17 protein-coding genes are annotated in these 19,220 nt (G+C 47.8%); 13 read left to right on the top strand and 4 right to left on the bottom strand.

Translation table 11 applies throughout. The features are described from left to right. The first annotated feature begins 59 nt into the window (after positions 1–59). The 6 genes from ATH33_RS08895 (at position 60) to ATH33_RS08920 (ending at position 8,896) form a co-directional block, all read left to right on the top strand. On the top strand, positions 60–2,114 hold the full coding sequence (locus tag ATH33_RS08895) for a BglG family transcription antiterminator (protein ID WP_121874302.1): 2,055 nt from the start codon (positions 60–62) through the stop codon (positions 2,112–2,114). Continuing rightward, positions 2,111–2,377 (top strand): PTS sugar transporter subunit IIB, encoded by a 267-nt coding sequence (locus ATH33_RS08900; RefSeq protein ID WP_181729133.1) that lies wholly within the window; start codon positions 2,111–2,113, stop codon positions 2,375–2,377. The genes ATH33_RS08895 and ATH33_RS08900 overlap by 4 nt, the downstream gene beginning before the upstream one ends. Before the next feature lie 28 nt (positions 2,378–2,405). Beyond that, positions 2,406–3,671 carry a PTS ascorbate transporter subunit IIC gene (ulaA, locus tag ATH33_RS08905; RefSeq protein WP_370525412.1) on the top strand — a complete coding sequence of 422 codons (1,266 nt, stop codon included), beginning with the start codon at positions 2,406–2,408 and terminating at the stop codon, positions 3,669–3,671. A 382-nt stretch (positions 3,672–4,053) separates the two neighbouring features. Beyond that, positions 4,054–4,407: an EsaB/YukD family protein gene (locus tag ATH33_RS08910; protein ID WP_231564555.1), complete on the top strand. Its 354-nt coding sequence runs from the start codon at positions 4,054–4,056 to the stop codon at positions 4,405–4,407. A gap of 21 nt (positions 4,408–4,428) precedes the next feature. Next, the gene (gene essC / locus ATH33_RS08915; protein WP_121874305.1) at positions 4,429–8,517 is read left to right on the top strand and encodes a type VII secretion protein EssC; all 4,089 of its coding nucleotides are present in this window, start codon (positions 4,429–4,431) and stop codon (positions 8,515–8,517) included. Positions 8,518–8,626: 109 nt separating this feature from the next. Continuing rightward, on the top strand, positions 8,627–8,896 hold the full coding sequence (locus ATH33_RS08920) for a WXG100 family type VII secretion target (protein ID WP_049720635.1): 270 nt from the start codon (positions 8,627–8,629) through the stop codon (positions 8,894–8,896). A gap of 85 nt (positions 8,897–8,981) precedes the next feature. Here the strand turns inward: ATH33_RS08920 and ATH33_RS08925 are convergent, their stop codons facing one another. From ATH33_RS08925 to ATH33_RS08935, 3 genes are all read right to left on the bottom strand, one after another. Continuing rightward, positions 8,982–9,860 carry a MurR/RpiR family transcriptional regulator gene (locus ATH33_RS08925; RefSeq protein WP_037993167.1) on the bottom strand — a complete coding sequence of 293 codons (879 nt, stop codon included), beginning with the start codon at positions 9,858–9,860 and terminating at the stop codon, positions 8,982–8,984. Further along, entirely contained in the window at positions 9,857–11,227 is a 1,371-nt protein-coding gene (locus tag ATH33_RS08930; RefSeq protein ID WP_037993166.1) for an aspartate aminotransferase family protein, read from the bottom strand. Before ATH33_RS08930 ends, ATH33_RS08925 begins: the two co-directional genes overlap by 4 nt. A 212-nt stretch (positions 11,228–11,439) precedes the next feature. Next, positions 11,440–12,159, bottom strand: a complete 720-nt coding sequence (locus tag ATH33_RS08935) for a cysteine hydrolase family protein (RefSeq protein WP_062843249.1) — start codon at positions 12,157–12,159, stop codon at positions 11,440–11,442. A gap of 188 nt (positions 12,160–12,347) precedes the next feature. Here ATH33_RS08935 and ATH33_RS08940 point away from each other — a divergent pair, with 188 nt between their 5' ends. Further along, complete coding sequence (locus tag ATH33_RS08940) at positions 12,348–12,815, top strand: hypothetical protein (protein ID WP_052186600.1); 468 nt, start codon at positions 12,348–12,350, stop codon at positions 12,813–12,815. A gap of 235 nt (positions 12,816–13,050) precedes the next feature. Here ATH33_RS08940 and ATH33_RS08945 read toward each other — a convergent pair whose 3' ends face one another. Then, positions 13,051–13,284 (bottom strand): hypothetical protein, encoded by a 234-nt coding sequence (locus ATH33_RS08945; RefSeq protein ID WP_049720631.1) that lies wholly within the window; start codon positions 13,282–13,284, stop codon positions 13,051–13,053. A 156-nt stretch (positions 13,285–13,440) separates the two neighbouring features. Between ATH33_RS08945 and ATH33_RS08950 the strand changes: the two genes are divergently transcribed. The 6 genes from ATH33_RS08950 to ATH33_RS08975 all read left to right on the top strand — a co-directional run bounded on the left by ATH33_RS08950 (position 13,441) and on the right by ATH33_RS08975 (position 19,198). Next, positions 13,441–14,181 carry a thioesterase II family protein gene (locus tag ATH33_RS08950; protein WP_049720630.1) on the top strand — a complete coding sequence of 247 codons (741 nt, stop codon included), beginning with the start codon at positions 13,441–13,443 and terminating at the stop codon, positions 14,179–14,181. 14 nt (positions 14,182–14,195) lie between these two features. Beyond that, the gene (locus ATH33_RS08955; protein WP_121874306.1) at positions 14,196–14,960 is read left to right on the top strand and encodes a 4'-phosphopantetheinyl transferase family protein; all 765 of its coding nucleotides are present in this window, start codon (positions 14,196–14,198) and stop codon (positions 14,958–14,960) included. A gap of 78 nt (positions 14,961–15,038) precedes the next feature. Then, the gene (locus tag ATH33_RS08960; protein ID WP_131470900.1) at positions 15,039–15,731 is read left to right on the top strand and encodes a hypothetical protein; all 693 of its coding nucleotides are present in this window, start codon (positions 15,039–15,041) and stop codon (positions 15,729–15,731) included. Between the two features lie 259 nt (positions 15,732–15,990). Next, complete coding sequence (locus tag ATH33_RS08965) at positions 15,991–17,169, top strand: cation:proton antiporter (protein WP_049720629.1); 1,179 nt, start codon at positions 15,991–15,993, stop codon at positions 17,167–17,169. Positions 17,170–17,381: 212 nt separating this feature from the next. Further along, entirely contained in the window at positions 17,382–17,696 is a 315-nt protein-coding gene (locus ATH33_RS08970; protein ID WP_037993231.1) for a DUF485 domain-containing protein, read from the top strand. Further along, positions 17,693–19,198 (top strand): solute symporter family protein, encoded by a 1,506-nt coding sequence (locus tag ATH33_RS08975; protein WP_049720628.1) that lies wholly within the window; start codon positions 17,693–17,695, stop codon positions 19,196–19,198. Before ATH33_RS08970 ends, ATH33_RS08975 begins: the two co-directional genes overlap by 4 nt. Positions 19,199–19,220 lie beyond the last annotated feature (22 nt).

Raw genomic sequence — 19,220 nt, forward strand, 5'->3', positions numbered from 1 at the left:
GAAAACGTTTTCTATATCCTGCGTTTTTTCCTTATACTGAAGAAAGAAAGGGATGATCCATGCAACTTGATGAACGCTGTATTCGATTGCTTCATGAAATTGCATCCCGCCCGGGCAGTTCATGGAAACAATTGCAGGAAAGGCTGGGGCTGTCCCGACGCCAGATCACCTATGATTTGGAGAAGATTAATTCCTGGTTGAAAGAAGAAAATCTCCCGGCGATTCGATATGTCCGGCAGCATGGATTTGTCATCCCTTCTTCATTGGAGGAATACTTGCAAAGATGGGATGCCGTCGAACAAAAAAATTATGTTTGGACCGGCACTGAACGAGTGAATATGCTCTTGCTTTCGCTTTTGATTGCAAGAGAACCGTGGTCGCTCGTCCATGTCACCAGTTTATTGGACGTAAGCCGGAACACGGCACTGGCCGATCTGAAAGAAGCGAGGAAAAAGGCTCGCAAAGCCGGAGTGAATTTGATCTATTCGCGGGCTGACGGGTACCGCTTTGCCGGCCCGGAGTGGAAGCAAAGGAACTTGTTAAGGTGGCTAGTGATCGAGTGCATTCGCTGGGATAACGGTGAAATGCTTTTAAACACCGTGTTGGATCAAGGCACGGGAATTTCCGCTGACCAAGTGTTGCATCAGTTGGAAGAGACCGAAAAACGGCTGGATATCCGTTATATGGATGAACATTTGAATCAGCTGAAATATTTGTTGATGTTTTTAATCCGGAGAATCGAAGAGGGGAACCGGGTCCGATGGCCGGAAAAGTGGGATGAAATTACGCGTACAAAAGCATTTGCGGCGGCCGGAAACCTGCTGAAAAGGCTGCTTCGTTTCCCGCTTTCCGATCCGGTTTTCAGTCGGGAACAAGCTTATATCGCCTTGCTTTTGCTGACGGGAAACATTTTTTCTCAGGCGGATCAGCCGATGCACGAATTGGCGGAAAAGATGATCGGGCGTTTTGAGCAAATCGGATGCCTTTATTTTTCGGAAAAGGAACAATTGGCTTCGATGATCGCCATGCATCTGGATCCGGCTTATTACCGGATTAAATACGGGCTGACACTGCCCAATCCTTTGAAGAACATCATTTTAGAGGAGCATGAAGCCCTCCATTTCCTGGTGAAAAAGTGTGCCGTTCCGTTTGAAGAAAAAGTAGGGAAACCCATTCCGGAAGACGAATTGGCTTATCTTACCATGCATTTTGGGGGATGGCTCCGACGACAAGGATTGGAATTGTCCAACCGGCCGAAAGCGGTGGTGGTTTGCCCCAACGGAATTGCCATTTCCAATTTGCTGACCCACGGGCTCAGGGATTTGTTTCCGGATATCCTGTTTTTGGATGCGGTAACGGTGAGGGAGTTCTTTTCCAAACGTTATCCGTGTGACTTGGTTTTTTCCACGGTGTTTTTGCGGACGCAAGCAAAATTATTTTTGATTCCTCCGATTTTGACCCAAGAAGAAAAAGTGCGTTTAAGAAGTGAAGTTTCCAGGGAAATTTACGGTTTTTCCACGAATGAGGAGCATATCTTGAACATCATTGAGCAGTACGCGGACATTCATGACCGGGCTGGTCTGTCCAAAGCGTTGGCTTCGCTGTTCGCGCAAAACCATTTCGCTCCTTCATCAATAAAGGAGAGTCAGAAACCGATGTTGAACGAATTAATCACCGAACAGACGATTCAACTGGCCAAGAAGGCTGATTCATGGGAAGACGCCATCCGGCTGGCTGCAAAGCCGCTGGTCCAAAAAGGATGTGTCAAAGAACAATATGTCCAAGCCATGATTGATTCGATCCATGAATTGGGACCCTATGTCGTGTTGGCACCGAAAGTGGCCATTCCTCATGCACGGCCGGATGACGGAGTTCATCAACTGTCGATGAGTTTTTTGCGATTGGAAGAAGGGGTGCTTTTTCCGCAACAGAAAAAGGTCCATTTACTCTTTGTGCTGGCGGCGGTGGACAGTGAATCCCATTTGCTGGCGCTTGCACAATTGTCGGAAATGTTATCCGATGAAGCGGAGATCGAGAAGCTCATCCAAGCACAAACCCCGGAAGAAGTTTTGCAGATGATTCACCAATATTCGAAAGGAGATGGCGTATCATGAAAATCTTGGTGGTATGCGGAAATGGACTGGGCAGCAGTTTTATCATGGAGCTGAACGTGAAAAAAGCATTGAATGAATTGGGCAAAGAAGCGGAAGTGGGGCATACCGATTTGGCGACAGCCCGTTCGGAAGAGGCGGATCTTTATATCGGAGCGCAAGATATTATTTCACAACTTGATGATGGAACCCGCAACATTGTCGCACTGGAAAATGTAATGAATCTTGAGGAAATCAAAACCAAAATCGCTCCTTATCTCGATTGACATAATGGACAGGAAGTTGGCGATGAAAATGGAACTTTTAAATGTTTTTCTCGATATTTTGGCAACGCCTGCGATCCTTGTGGGTGTTTTTGCCTTGATCGGTTTGCTGTTGCAGAAAAAAGAGGTTTCGCAAGTCATTTCGGGAACGTTGAAAACGGTACTCGGTTTTATTTTGATTACTGCCGGTGGCAATGTCATCATCAGTTCGCTGGATGTGTTCGGGCAAATGTTCAACCGTGCCTTTTCCATTACGGGGGTCATTCCGAACAATGAAGCCATTGTGGCTGTGGCTCAAAGCACATTTGGGACGCAAACGGCTTTGATCATGGTTTTCGGAATGGTCGTGAACCTGATTTTGGCCCGGTTTACCCCGCTCAAATTTGTCTTTCTCACCGGACACCATACCTTGTTTATGGCTTGCCTGATTGCGGTGATCTTGTCCACCGCCGGATTGAATGGGGCCCTGTTGGTGATTGTCGGTTCTGTGATTCTGGGGATTTTGATGGTGGTTTCCCCGGCGATTTTGTTCCCGTATGTCCGTAAAATCACGGGGTCTGACGATTTTGCCGTGGGTCACTTTGGTTCCGTGGGCTATTTGGTGGCAGGCGCCGTTGGAAAATGGACCGGGGATAAGTCAAAATCGACCGAATCGATCAAAGTGCCGAAGCAGCTGGGTTTTTTAAGGGATACGTCGGTTGCCGTTTCTCTGACGATGGCGATCCTGTTTATAGTGGTGGCGCTTTTTACCGGATCGGGGTATATTGAGTCGCAGCTTTCCGACGGACAAAACTATCTGGTGTATTCCCTGATTCAGGCCATTACCTTTGCAGCCGGTGTGTATGTGGTGTTGGCCGGGGTGCGGATGTTGATCGGCGAAATTGTCCCCGCTTTTAAAGGATTCGCGGAAAAACTGGTGCCCGATGCCAAGCCGGCGTTGGACTGTCCGACGGTGTTCCCGTTTGCTCCCAATGCCGTGATTATCGGCTTTTTATCCAGCTTTGTTGCGGGATTGGTCAGCATGTTTGTGTTGCCGCTATTCGGCCTGCGGGTGATTGTTCCGGGACTTGTCCCCCATTTCTTTACCGGGGCGACCGCAGGGGTGTTTGGCAATGCGACCGGCGGGCGCCGCGGGGCGATCTTGGGCGCGTTTGCCAACGGACTCATCATCAGCTTTTTGCCGGCTCTGTTGTTGCCGGCGTTGGGGGATTTGGGATTCCGGGAAACGACCTTTGGGGATGCCGACTTTGGCGTTGTCGGACTCATTTTGAGTTTCCTGGCAGATTTCTTTTCATAAAGGAAATATTTTAAAGGGATGCGGGCCGTTTTGGATCCGCATCCCTTTATTGTGCAAAAAAGAAGCAACGTGGGGAAAATTGCTTATTCACAAAATATACACGAGTTTTCCGTATTGATTATTATACATTTAATGATTAAAATTTATATTAATGGAATCCGGAGATTTTTCCTTTAAAAAATAAAAATTGTCATAGCAGGATGTTCATTCCTTGTGATTGGATGAAGGAAAGTATACATAATTTCATGATGGAGTCAAAAAGTGTGAAGTATTTGAAAATGTGGAAATTGATGCAAAAATGAGTCGATCGGTTTTTGAGGGGGAATCATTTCATTCCCCCCTTTCGGTTTCTTAAAAAGAAAGGAGGGAGCGGCGGTTGAGTGTGATTGTCACCGTGATTTACGGTTCCGACGAAAAAAAAGACTGGGTGGATTTGGAACTTCCCACCGATGTTCAAGTCGGAGAGTTGATTCCGATCATGGTTGAAACGCTTGAAGAACATCTGCAAAACATACAGGACCGGTTTGTCTTGGAGATCAAAAACAAAAACAGCAATTGGGAAAAAATGAATGAAAAAAAGACGCTTCAAAACTATGGAGTCATGGACGGGTTTTATCTCCGGATTCAAAGAAAGCCGTTGGAAGAAGAAAAACATGACGATCTGGCCGAACAGCTGGGCTTGATTGAAAAAGAAGAGATCAAGGGGATTCTTGAAACTTGGAAGACCGATGGTTAAACCGGTAAAGGAGAGAAAGTGATGAGCATTATTTTTCAGAGATCACCGAGGATCAAGGAAGAGATGCCCCGGGAAGTCATTGAGATCAGCGAACCGCCTCAAAAGCCGACGGCGCCGACTTTTTCTTACGTGCAATTGATCTTCCCCATTCTCATGACCTGTACCACCATCGGGTTGTATATTTACATGATTAAATCGGGGAAATTGGGGAATTCCAGTTGGTATATGTTTTCGATCATCTCTTCCGTTATGATGGCTTTTTCGTACATCCTTCCGTTTTTCACTTACTTATCAAACAAGAAGAAATATAAACAAGACTTGGTCGAACGGGAGAGAAAATACCGGAATCTCCTGAAAAAATACCAAGAAGATCTGGAACAAAAGGAAAACCGGCAAGCGGAACTGCTCCGGAAATGGAATCCCTCGCCGCATGAATGCCTGAGAAGAATGCAGCGGAGAGACAGTTCCTTGTGGGAACGTTCGCCGCATGACAGCGATTTTTTGTCCTTGCGGTTGGGAAATGGCGATGTGCCTTCAACGCTGACGATCGTGGCGCCGAAACAGGATGAATATGAGCGGGAACCGCTCATCGATGAGGCCAAAGAACTGGAGAAAGAATACGGTCTCTTGGAAGACGTCCCGGTGTTGCTCCCGTTGAACAAACGGCAAGTGGTGGGGGTTGTCGGAGACCGGGATTCGATTTTAAGCACCTTCCGCAATCTGATCATTCAAATCGTGACGCACCATTCGCCGGATGAAGTGAAAATCGTTTCTTTTTATAACGAGGAAGAAGCCGATCGCTGGGATTGGATCCGGTGGTTTCCCCATGTTTGGGATGACCAGCGCCGAGTGCGGTACTTGGCATCCAATTATGAAGAAGCCCGGGAATTGGTCGATCACTTGTATGAAGTTTTGCGCCGCCGGAAACGGAACAAAAACCGGGAAATGATGGGGATGGAACTCCCTTATTATGTTTTTCTCATTTCCGACCCCGGTTTGTTGGAAGATGAAGCGATCCTGCCTTTGATTTTGAAAGAGCCGGATTTAGTCGGTGCGCGTACCTTGTTGCTTGCCGACTCCAAAGAAGTTTTGCCCATGCAATGTCAGGCGGTGCTTGAAGTGCAAGAGGGAGGCGGCATCCTGAAAGAGACGAACTATACCAAGGTCGAAAAAGAAGAAGACAAGTGGGAATACAAGTTTTATCCGGACCATGTTTCGCTGGAAATTGCGGATTTGTCCGCACGGGCATTGGCTCCGGTCCGTTTGAAAGCCAACCGTTCCAATCAAATCCCGCAATTGCTGACTTTGTTCGACTTATTGGAAGTTGAGAAGATGGAGGAAATGGATGTCAAGCGCCTCTGGGAGCGGAACCGTTTCCCCAACACATTGCCGGTTGCGGTGGGAATGAGCGCCGGCGGGAAGAAAGTCCGCTTGAATATTCACGATAAAATCGAGCGGCAAGGACACGGTCCGCACGGGCTGATCGCCGGTACGACCGGTTCGGGGAAAAGTGAAGTGATTCAAGCCTTGATCGCGGCACAAGCGCTGAAATATCATCCGCATGATATCGCTTATTTGTTGATTGACTATAAAGGGGGCGGGATGTCCAATATTTTTGAAAACCTCCCGCATTTGGCCGGCGTGATTACCAACTTGGACGGAAATCTTATTGAAAGGGCCAAGATTTCGTTAAAAGCGGAATTGATGAGGCGTGAACGGATTTTTAAAGAGGCAGGAAACATTCAGCATATTGATGAATATTTCAGGTCGGGCCATGCCGAAGAAAATCCGCTTCCTCATTTGGTGATTATTATCGACGAATTTGCGGAGTTGAAAAAAGAGCAACCCGAATTCATGAATGAATTGATCTCGATTGCGGCCAAAGGAAGAACCTTGGGGGTTCACTTGATTTTGGCCACGCAAAAACCGGCAGGGGTTGTGGATGACAAGATTTGGAGTAACGCCCGTTTCCGAGTCTGCTTGCGCGTACAAGATGAAGCAGACAGCCGTGAAATGTTGAAAATCCCGGATGCTGCATGGATCACCAACCCGGGACGCGGTTATTTCCAAGTGGGTAGCAATGAACTGTTGGAGTTGGTTCAATTTGCATGGAGCGGTGCTCCTTACCGCCCGGATTCTTCGCAAAATCAAGAAGCATCCATCAAGGAAGTGCTCTTGACGGGAAGAAGAGTGGACCGGACGAAACGAACATCGTCCGTGAAGAAGAAAAAAGAAGGAAGAACCCAAAAACAATTGGATGTGCTGGTGGATTATTTGGCCGAACAAGCCAGAGAAATGGGGATCAAACCGGTTGGCGGCCCATGGCTCCCGCCTTTGCCCAAACAGCTCTTTTTGGAAGAGTTGCGTGGGGAAAACGCGCCCGGTTGGGACGGGGAAACCTGGCAGCCGACAGAAAACTGGCTGGAACCGGCAGTCGGTTTGTTTGACGACCCGGAAAACCAAAATCAGGATACGTTGCGCATTCCGTTGAACGAAGGCCATTTGCCGGTATACGGAATGCCGGGAACCGGTAAAACCACATTTGTACAAAATCTGCTGATGTCACTGGCTTTGGAACATTCACCGGATGATGTGCATATGTATGTCCTGGACTTTGGTCGCATGTTCCGTGATTTGGCAAATCTCCCGCATATGGGGGCAATCATTCAGGATGACGAGCCGGACCGGGTGAAACGCTTGTTCCGTTACCTGACGCAGGAAATGGAACGTAGGCGGGATAAAATCGTTGAGTCCGGAGCAAAAACCTTCCAGTCTTACCGCAAGTCGGCATCGGAAAAAATTCCGGCCATCATCGTGGTGCTGGACGGGTATGTCAGCTTCAAGTCGACGTATGAGGAAGAACATCATCAATTGGAGAAATTGCTCCGTACCGGCGTGGGCTTCGGAATCCACTTCATTGTCACCATGAACCAATTAAGTGACATGTTTGACCGGGTGAGAAACAACTTCTCCTTGGGGGTTTCCTTTGAGCTGGCAGATCCGAGCGATTATTATTACGCAGTGGGCCGTTTAAGGACACCGCCGGTAAGTTTGCCGGAAGGGCGCGGATTTGTCAAAGGACAGGTTCCGCCTTTGGAATTCCAGAGCGCACTTCCGTCCGAAGGTGCGGATGAAATCGAGCGGTCCCGGACATTGCGGGAGAAAGCGCAGCTTCTCGCGGATGCTTGGGCCGGAAAACGCCCGAAAGAAATCGGTTCTCTGCCGGAAGTGGTGGAACTGCAAGAGCTGATTGTCAAACATGAAGAAAACCAGGCTTCCTTGAATCATTTGGAAGCACCGGTCGCCATCTCCATGGATGATTTGACCCCGTTTTATGTCAGTTTGAAGGACGGTCCTTACTTTGTGGTCGGAAGCCCGGTGGAAGGTGGCAAAACGTCTTTCTTGCAAACATGGATGTTGTCCCTTTCCTATTTTTATTCACCGGATGAAATCGAATTTTATTTAGTGGACTTCCGCCTCGGGGATCAAGGGTTGGCCATGGTGACAGGACTTCCCCATGTGAAGGGATATGCCACCGACGAAGAGGAACTGAAGGAAGTTTTAAAGCAGATTGATGAGAAATTGAGCAAGCGCGTGAAACCGAAAGGGTTTGAAGCCGTTTTGGCTGCCGCCAATGAAAAGAAAAAGGAAGGCCCGGCGATTGTGCTGGTAATCGATGATGCCGATTACTTCAGCAAACGGATGAATAACTTTGATCTTCAAAATCAGCTGAACCAAATTGCAACGCAGGGGCGGAGTAAAAACTTCTACATGATCATCTCCGGAACCCCCTCGAACTTCCCGTACAGCAGTGATAACTGGCTGGCGGAAGTAAAAGCCATGGAAACCGGCTTTTTGTTTGCAAGTCTGGATCCGAATGATTTGTCGTTCTTCAAGATTCCAACATCGGAGTCGAGGGCTTACTCCATGGGGCCGATTCAGCAAAGTTTGCGGGCCGGTGAAGGGTATTTCGCAAAACGGCGTTACACCAAAGTGAAAGGAGCACTTCCTTATTCAGGGGATTGGACGCCGGTTACTTGGACGGAACGGATAAGACAGCGTTGGCCGTCTGTTGAAAAAAAACCGTCCGAAAGTGTTGATGAAGCATGATGAAACACTTTTCATATAAAATATAAAAGGAAGAATATTGCTATAACAATAATTTTTGTATATAATTTCAATGTATATATTTTGGCTTTTACGAAAGGAGTTATACGGAATGCCTCGTATTCAAATTGATCCGGCTCAGGTCGAGCAAGTAGCTAACCAATTCCAAGCAAAACGCCAAGAAAGTGAGCAAATCATCCAACACTTGAGAAGCCAAATCAACAGCCTCGAAGGTCAATGGGAAGGTATGACCAAACAACGTTTCTTTAATGATTTCCAAGAAGCAGAACAAAACATGAAAAACTTCACCTTGCTCTTGGAAAACATTTCAACCGCATTGAAACAAATCGCCACCAAATTCCGTCAAACCGACGAAGCTTAATGGGATTTGGGACAAGCAGATCCGACGCCAGACGGATCTGCTTTTTTTATGCAATTAAAAAAAACTCCTGATTTCCAGGAGGTTTTTATTCTTTCTTGGGAGAATCCGGCTGGTGATAGATGCCTTCCATCTCCCATAAGGATTCCATGTTTTTCAGGTGTCGGGTGATTTCGTTTTTGTTCATCCGTGCGACTGCCGTCAAAAGCGCGTTGATCAAGCTTAGCGGGGCAACAAATGAGTCCAAAAACGACGGCAGGTTACTCGCGGCCACCAGGCACACATCCGAGACGCCGGCCAATGGGGAGCTGTGTGCGTCCGTAATGGCCAAGACCGGCACGTTTCTTTTTCTGACGAATTGCATGGCTTGGATCGTCCGCGAGGTGTAACGGGGAAAACTGATGCCAATCACCAGGTCTTTTTCCGTCAGGGTGGATAATTTCTCAAACATGGTGTCCGATTCGGTAATCAACTCTGCATGCTTTTTTAACAATTGCAAGTAGAAGGTGAGAAAAAAGCCCAACGAGTGGGAACTGCGAAGAGCGACCACCGTGATGGTATCGGCATGATGAATTTGTTTGGCCGCCTCGCTGAAGTCTTTGGCATCCAGCATTTGAATCGTTTGGTTGAGATTGGCGATGTCGTCGTTCAGAATTTCGTAGGCAATCCGCTGTTCTTCCGGGTAAATGTCACCGGCCAGATCCAATCTCTCCACCGTGGTGATCCGTTTTCGCAGTTGTTCCTGTAAACTGTGCTGCATGTCGGTGAATCCGGAATAGCCGAGGAAAGTGGAAAAACGGATAATCGTGGCTTCCCCCACTCCCGCCCGTTCTGCCAACTTGGCCGTGGTCAGAAATGCAGCGGTATCCGGATTGTTTTCGATATAGCGGGCGATTTGGCGCTGGGCTTTGCTCATCTGACTGCTCTTCTGGCGAATTCTTTGAAAAATGTCCGGTTGTTTTGTCAAACCATCATCTCCTGTTTAATCAGTTTCAAAACCCCCTTTTCAAATTGTTCCAGGGTTTCATCAATGATTTCCGGAGTGTGTGCCACTGAGGTGGAAAAGCGGTTCAGCGGTTTTATATAAATCCCCTGTTCCAATAATAAAAAATCCAATTTTTTGCGTAAGTCACGATTGGAGTTCAATACATCGTAAACTTGTCGGATGGGGCGATTCGTAAACACCAGATTAAAGATGCTGCCCACTCCCACTGTTTTGCCGTCGAGACCGTGGCGGTTCAAGATTTCCTCGATTCCGTTCCGCAAGCGCATAGTATTCTTTTCCAAAGATGAATAAACATCCTTCTTTTCCAAGAGTTGCAGCGTGGCCCATCCTGCTGCAAGGGTTAAGGGATGACCATTGTGCGTCCCGCTGTGAAACAAAGGTTTTTCGCCGGCATTGCCCGATTCCATGGATAAGATGTCCGTTCCGCGGGTGGGGGAGCATAAATCCAGGATGTCTTTTCGTCCTCCGACCACACCGACCGGAAAACCGCCGCCCAACACTTTGCCCAGTGTGGTCAGATCGGGGGAGACCCCGTAATAGCCTTGCGCTCCCGCCAAGCTGATGCGGAAACCGGTTTTGATCTCATCAAAGATGAGTACCATGTTCCGCTCCCGGGTTACTTCCCGGAGTCCTTTTAAAAATTCCGGGTCCGGCGGGATGTACCCGGCTTGAACCGGTTCCAGGATCACGGCACCGATCTCCGCGTGATGCCTCCGGAGAAATTCGGCGGTTCGGTCCAAATCATTAAAAGGGAGAACCAGCGTGTTTGCCACGATGTCTTCAGACAATCCATAAGAATCGGAGGTGGCGACGGGCATGGCCCCGGAAACCGGGGATGAGGGATTGACATTGATCAAAACCTGGTCGAAACTGCCATGATAATGCCCGTCAAACTTGACGATTTTCTTTTTTCCGGTCCAGGCGGTTGCCAGCCGAATGGCCAAGAGGGTCGCTTCCATCCCGGAATGGGTATAGCGGACTTTCTCGATTCCGGGATACAGGCCTGCCAGGCGTTCGGCCATTTGTTGCTCCAAAGCGTGAGGAGTTCCAAACGAAGTGGTTCCCCATTCGTTCAACACCGTTTGGATCGCACGGTTGACAGCGAGATGGCCGTGTCCCAAGACAAGGGCTCCGTAACATAAGTTGTAGTCAATATAACGGTTTTTGTCTATATCCCATAAATAGGCCCCGTCAGCTTTTTCCATCATGATCGGATAAGGTGAAAAATATTTGATATTGGCGGTCACACCCCCGGGTAACCATTGGCAAGCCTCTTGGTAAGCTTGGGCGGAACCGGAAGTTTGTTTTGCAAAGGAAGAAGTGAACATCACGGGCACCTCGCTCAGAAATATTTACTCCATATAAATAAATAAACAGAGTATATACTCCATTTTTCACACAATGGAGCACTTGTAAAACCGGAAGAAGAACGAAAAGAAGCGGGAAATCCTGTGAAAACGGCGTTTTGATCCGGAAAACTCCGGCTCCCTTTGAATTCTGCACAAAAAAACATGTCTTTCCGACATGTGGAGTGATCACATTATTCAATTTGTCGGTTTAAATATTTCTGCAGAATGGCTTCCAGTTGTCTTCCGGCCGGCATCCGCCAGTCTCTTTGCATCCGGGCGGCGGTTTCCAATACGTTGGTCAGCAAAACTCCCGCAGATTGCAATTGCTGGCTGACCATCCATATTCCGCCGGCGGTGTGAGAGCAGGAAACGTCCATCAGGGCGTAAGAGGTGTAACCGTGTTGGACGGCAGTGGAGGCCGGCAGGGTTAAACTGATCTCTGCAATGGCTCCGGCCCAGAAAAGGTTTCTTCTTCCGGCTTGCCGGATGGTGCCGGAAAAGCAGGAGTCATCCCAGGGGTTGACGGTGGTGCGGGAAATGATGACGGGTTTGGAATGCAGTTTTCTCCATTCGGGGATGAGGGAGGCATCCGATAACCCCAAGCTGCCATAGGTCATGATGACGGGCAGATGGAAAAGGTTGATCACTTGGATCAAGGTTTTCAGATTGTCCCGGGTTTGCGTGTTTTCCGTAACCAAAGGTTCAAGATAGTCGTTTAAGATCACCAGACTGTTTTCCGGATCCGGCATTTCGGTTTGCCGGTTGTAACCGTTCCTGCTCACCGGCTGAGGCCTGCCCGTCCTGAAAAACGGCTGATTCTCATAGTGTACTTCATGATGAACTTCATGATGGACTTCGGTAAACCGGTTTCCTTCATGGGTGGAGGAAGTGGTTGAATGCTTCGGATACATAGAGATCCCCTTTGCCTTAGGATGTTAATTTATACGTATGCAACAGTCTGCAAAAAAGCGACGCATCAGATGGCCCCCGACGCAATCACCCGGATAAAAAATCATTTTTTTTATGTATTTTGACAAAAATGAAACATTTTTTCGGTATATTATATATTGTCCTATTGATACGAAAAGGAGGAATGATCATGAAACGTTATTGGTCTGTTGTGATGGCTTTTGTCTTCATTTTCTCCATTTCTTTGTCCCAACCGGTTTTTTCCGCGCCGGATTTGGCGGTCCATCCTTCCGCAACGTATGAAGCTGAAGCGGTGGACACCGTTGTTACGGTATCTGCAAAGATTGCGGAGATCCGCGGATATGATTCGGACTATGAACATCAACACATCCTGGTGAATAATATCAATGTGTTGGATATTGAAAATGGAAATGCCAGTGACATTCCCAGCCGGGCGTTTGTCGCGATTCGCATTGATAAATCGGGAATCGGCGGTGAAATCCCCAATCTTCGCGTCGGTGCTTCGATTGTGATCAAAGGGGAATTCATTCCGGAGGACGAAGCGTATAAAACGCCGCATAACTGCTGTGATGCCGTTATTCATTTCACCCATGACCCGGTCGGATATGTTCAATATGACGGGGTGACTTATCGCTAAACCTGAAAGAAGTTGCATATTCAAATAAACAAATCCGATTTACCGGGAGGATGGTATGTCCCGTTTCAGGGAATATTGTCCTCTCGTTTTTTACATACACGATACTCTGTATGATAAATATTTGAATTATGAACGGACAGAGGCCTTCCCGAAACAAAAAAGGACATAACACAGGTGTTGCATGCAATCTGTTATGTCCTTGCATTTGATTTTTTTGGCTGAGGGTGGTTTCTTTTTAAAAAATAAGGAGTTTAATAAACAAAATCGCGGCAAACGGAATAAAAAAGGGGAAGAAAAAAGAAGCTTTCAGTTGTGAATCTTTGTTTTTTCTGAGTGGTTTGAAGTGGATGCCGCCCTTGCTTACCCCTGTGATCACGCCGGTGATGGTGTGTCCGCTGATCAGTTTGATCCGCACGACTTTCCCCTTGTACAAACGGCTTTTCTTTAACCAATGTTTTTTGGCAGGCATGAAATCTCTCCTTTCTTTTCTTTATCATCATATGGAAAAAAGGAGAGACAGACAGGGCGTGTACCTTTGTGCAGGAAGAAAAAGGGATGCATCATTTTAACGAAGAATATCTTTTTTTAGAAACACAGCAGGATTTTTCGGGAAAGGATGACACACGTGCAAAATCCATATCAACTGAAACAGCTCCGGCTTTTTGCTTTTCCTTATGCAGGAGGTTCGTCGAATATTTATCACGACTTGAAATCATATTTGCCGGCGGAAGTCGACTTTTGTCCGGTGGAATTGCCGGGCCGCGGACGCCGGTTGACCGAACCGCTTTGTGAGAATATGGCTTGCTTGGTGGAAGATGTCAGTCAACAAATCAAGGGACAACTCGATCTCCCTTTTGCATTTTTTGGATATAGCATGGGTTCGTTGCTCGCTTATGAGTTGGCCGTCCGGTTTCAGAAAGAGGGGGAAACTCCGGTTGCGCTTTATGTTGCGGCCAGCCGCGCGCCGCATTTACCGCGCCGGGATCTGGACATCGGCGATTTGTCTGATGACGAAGCATTGATCACCAAACTTCGCCAATTAAACGGGACACCGGAAGAAGTCTGGCAAAATCCGGAGTTATTGGAGATTGTGCTTCCGATTTTGCGCGCTGATTTTTCGGTGGTCAGCCGCTATACTTATGAACCGGCAGCCCCGCTTTCATGTCCGGTCATTGCTTTTGGAGGCGAGCGGGACCTGGATGTTTCCGAAGAAGCGCTGCTTGAGTGGGAGCGTCATTCGAACGGTTCATTCCGCCATTACATCTACCCGGGAGACCATTTTTTTATCCATGGAAACAAAGATGACTTTTTCAAGACGTTGAGCCGGGAACTGAATCGTGTCATCAAAGAGAAAGTAAACGGATAAAGGAGCGGTTGTCGTTGCAAACGAAGGATTCATTAATCCCCGGCAGGGTCTGGATTTATCAAACGCCTCTATCAGCGGCGGTCCCGGAACTCGCCGCTCTGTTAAACCATACGGAATTAAAAAGATTTCGTTCATACCAAAAGGAAGAAGATCAAAAACGGTCGCTTTTGTCTTTTGCTTTGCTGCGTTTGTTGCTGTCCCGGTTTACTGGGAAAGATCCCCGAAAGATAAAAATTTCCCGAAATTGCCCTGCTTGCGGAAAGCCGCACGGCAAGCCGCGGGTGATGGATGAAGGACCCATCGAAGTGAACATTTCCCATTCAGGAAAATGGGTGCTGACCGCCATTGCCTGTCACACTCCGGTCGGCATTGACATTGAACAAATCAATCCTGATCTGGTTGAAGATGAAATGGTGAAAAGGGTGCTTTCCGCAGAGGAAATGAAAGAATGGGAGAAATTGCCCCCGGGGGAAAGAAAAGAGGCCTTTTACCGGTACTGGACATGGAAAGAAGCAATCTTGAAAGCGACCGGAGAAGGGTTGGCGGTTTCAATGCCCCGCTTGACGGTGACAAACCGGGATGGTTCTCCGCGATTGACCCGGTGGGAAGGCCGTGAAGACCGGGTCGGGCAAATCGGTTGTCACCCGCTGCAGGTGGATCCGCAATATGCTGCTTGTTTGGCCGTGATCGGACGGGCTGAAGAAATCCTCCTCAGGAAAGGGGAAGAAATTATACAAGCATGGACGAAAAATCAAAACATATGGAGGAGTGCCCGTTGATTTTTGCGGGCTTTTTTATCATGAAGAGAATTTCCCGGACACGGACATGGAGAAATCGCTGGATTGGCAGGGATGATGATGGAGTTCATTCAAATCGGGCCCATGTTGCTTCGCTTGGAGTGGTTTGTTTTTTTCGTGGGCGGAGGTTTGGGAATGGCATTGTCAAGATGGTTGGCGATCAAGAAGAAATTGGAGCCTGCTTGGGATTTGGATATTATCATCCAGGCGATTGCCATGGGAATGCTGGTTTGGAAATTAAGTGCGGTGATCTTTGAACCTTCATTGTTTTTGAAATATCACTGGACCATTGTTTACTTGCCTCCTTCCGGGAACGGGGATTGGTTGGGATTGTTGATTGCACTTTCCTATTTGGGGATTTATTTTTTCCGGTTAAAAAAACAGATGCGCCGCGGATGTTTGGACCTGTTCGGTGTTTTGATGGGGGTCGTGCTGGCGGTGAATCAATGGATCCGTGTTTTTTGGGATGGGGCTTGGAGCCTTCAGTGGATTCATTTGCCGGTGGCGGTTTTGCACAGCATGATTTTGTACTGGCTCTGGAGGCAGGGATTGAGAAAGATGGGAACGGGGGAAGTGTTTGCTGATTTTTTGGCTTTTTCCGGCTTGGTTTTGCTTGCCGGTTCCTTTCCGGTGTTTCACCCGGATCCCTTGATGTTTTTTGTGAAAACCGAATGGCTGGGCTTTTTCATGACCATTGCCGGACTCGTTTTGTACCTTATGCTTGATCAAGACAAAGGGAAAAACCGCTTCTAAGTCATTGGGCGGAAATGGCACGGCCTGGCCGGGTTATCCGGACCTTTGGGCATGAAGTGTTTATTGTCGGAAGCAGGGTAGCCATGGAATGGTTTTCACAATGAATGCTTTTATTTTAATTGTTGATAAAATAAAGTATTTATGTTATCCTTTTAAAAAAAGCATATTACGTTTTTCAGGGGGAGTCTGTCACTGGCAGGCTCCCTTTGTTCTTTTTGACCTAATTTTTAAAAAATTTGAGGGGTGAGGAGGAGAAACCATGTTTTTTGCACAATTACTGCTAATTTTGGTTGCAACAAAGTTGGCTGGCGATTTGAGCACCCGGATCGGACAGCCGGCTGTTTTGGGAAAATTGATTGTCGGTGTGATTTTGGGACCGGCGGTGCTGGGATGGATTGAAGAGAGCGACATCATCCATCAAATGAGCGAAATCGGTGTTCTCTTGTTAATGTTCTTGGCTGGTCTGGAGACCGATATACATGAGCTTAACAGAAATCGCACCTCTTCTCTTGCCGTGGCTGTGGGGGGAGTGATTCTCCCGTTGGTCGGAGGTTATCTGGTTGGGATCTGGTTCGGGATGGAACCGTTTACTGCCTGGTTTTTAGGTGCATTGCTTTCGGCCACTTCTGTCAGCATCACGGTTCAGACATTGCGGGATCTTGGCAAATTGCAAACCAAAGAAAGTGTCACCATTTTGGGTGCGGCCATTGCCGATGATGTCATTGTGGTGGTGTTGCTGGCCTTTTTGATGAGTTTTTCCGGATTGCAGGATGTCAGCCTCGGATTGGTGATCGGTCAAAAAATCTTGTTTTTTGCCCTGATTATCTTGTTGGGATGGAAAGTGGTTCCGTGGGCCATGAAATGGATGACCCGCATTCGCGCATCCGAAATTGTGGTCAGCTCTGCGTTGATGATTTGCTTTGCCTTTGCCTTTATGGCGGAAGAAATGGGCGTTGCAGGAATCATTGGCTCTTTTGCGGCCGGTCTTTCTCTGTCGCAAACCAAAGTGCGCCATGAGGTCGAAGAAAAGTTGAGTCCGATTGCTTATTCCGTTTTCGTTCCGATTTTCTTTGTAAGTATTGGGTTGTCTGTGTCTTTCGAAGGACTCGGCAGTCAAATTGGATTGATTGTTGTTCTTTCCATTCTTGCCATTTTCTCCAAATGGATCGGTTGCGGATTGGGAGCCCGTTTGACCGGATTTAACACCGCTTCATCTATCAGCATTGGCTCCGGCATGATTTCGCGTGGGGAAGTGGCCTTGATCATTGCTTCCCTTGGATTAAGTAAACATCTGTTGCCCGCCGAATGGTATACATCCACGATTTTGGTTGTGATTTTGACCACTATTATCACACCACCGTTGTTGAAAATCACCTTCCAGAAAATGAATCCTTCCAAAAAAGAGAAACCCCGACAAGAAGCAATTGCTTCCAAATAAAACCCATGTCAGGCCCCTTGATCCGGTAAGGAGCAAAGGGGCTTTTTTATGCGGGATGAATTAAATGATTTTTAAATAAATAATTTTCAAAAAAGTTAACTTTTTCATAAATTAATATGTTATATTTTTGAATATATATTATTTATATAATAATCAGATTAACATCTTTGGAGGAGGTTTATTCATTGTCAGAAAACAAGAAGGTTGACAGAATGGCCTCAACGCATCCGGATTGGGAGGAAATTTCCCGCTCACCGGAATTTCGCGAGCTGATGCAAAAGAAACGCCGGTTTATCATCTCAGCCACGTTCTTTTTCGCTCTCTATTATTTTGCCCTGCCTTTTTTCACCGGTTATTTTGAGTTTCTCAACACTCCGTTGATCGGATCCATCAATGGTGCCTATTTGTTTGCCATCTCCCAATTCTTTATGGCTTGGATCCTGGCGGTTTTATATGTTCGTCATGCCAACCAAACCGATCAATTGATTCAGCGTCTGATCGAGAAACAGAGGAGGGAAGCTTCGTGAACACAACTGCTTTTTCGCTGTTTTTGGTGATTGTGTTGCTGACGCTTTTGGTCACCTATTGGGCCGCCAAAAGGACGCAGACCACCACGGATTTTTATGCGGCGGGCCGGTCAATCAAGGGCTGGCAAAACGGGATTGCCATTGCCGGGGATTACATGAGTGCTGCCTCTTTCCTCGGAATAGCCGGGTTGATTGCTTTGGGAGGTTTTGACGGTTTTCTTTATTCCGTCGGCTGGCTGGTCGCTTATCTGGTCGTGTTGATCATCGTTGCTGAACCCCTCCGTAACTCCGGCCGGTATACGCTGGCGGACATGCTGGCCTACCGCATGAGGGCAAAGCCGGTCCGTTCCGCTGCGGCGCTGAGTACTTTGGCGATCTCCACCTTTTATATGATTGCCCAACTGGTCGGGGCAGGCGGGATCATCAAGTTATTGCTCGGGATCGATTTTGAGGTATCGATTGTAATGATCGGGATTTTGATGATTTTGTACGTGGCATTTGGCGGGATGCTGGCCACCACTTGGGTGCAGATCATCAAGGCGGTTTTGCTGATGGCGGGAACGGTTTTGCTCAGCTTCCTGGTGCTTGCCCGGTTTGATTTCAGCATGGTGGAGATGTTTAATCAAGTTTCGGACAAGCTCGGGCAAAGATTTCTCGAGCCGGGACTGTTGTACACCAATCCGCTGGACAACATTTCGTTGGGACTGGCCCTTCTGGCCGGGACGGCAGGCCTTCCCCACATATTGATCCGTTTTTATACGGTGCCGACTGCCAAAGAAGCGCGGACTTCCGTCGTCTGGGCCATGTTTATCATCGGGGCGTTTTATATCATGACCACGTTCCTCGGTTTTGGTTCGGCCATTCTGGTTGGCCAGGAAAAAATTATCGCCGCGGATCAAGCCGGAAACATGGCTGCCCCTCTGCTTGCCGAAGCATTGGGAGGAAATTTCTTTCTCGCCTTTATTTCCGCCGTGGCATTTGCAACCATCCTGGCGGTGATGGCCGGGCTTGTGATCTCGGCAGCCGGTGCCTTTGCCCATGATTTTTATTCCAATGTTTTGCGTGGGGGAAAAGCCACGGAAAAAGAGCAAATGCAGGTGGCCAAATGGGCTTCGGTGGGAGTCGGGATTGTGTCCATAATCCTGGCCATTCTTGCCAAGAACCAAAATGTCGCTTTTCTGGTTTCTCTCGCCTTTGCCGTGGCGGCCAGCGCCAACTTGCCGGTGATCCTCTTCAGTTTGTTTTGGAAGCGCTTTAATACAACGGGTGCGGTCACCGGGATCTTAACCGGACTGTTCAGCTCCATTTTCCTTGTTTTGATCAGCCCGAACCTGATGGATCCGGAAGATGCGCTTTTCCCTCTGGGGAACCCTGCCATTGTATCGGTTCCGCTCGGTTTTATCGGTGCCTGGTTGGGAACGGTGTTTTCCCGTGAACCGGAGGCGGAACAGAAATTTACGGAGCTCTATGTCCGGTCCAACACCGGAATCGGTTCCGAATAAACGAAAGAAGCCTGCTTCAAAA

This window comes from Thermoactinomyces vulgaris, assembly GCF_003688725.1.
GTDB classification, from domain to species: domain Bacteria; phylum Bacillota; class Bacilli; order Thermoactinomycetales; family Thermoactinomycetaceae; genus Thermoactinomyces; species Thermoactinomyces vulgaris.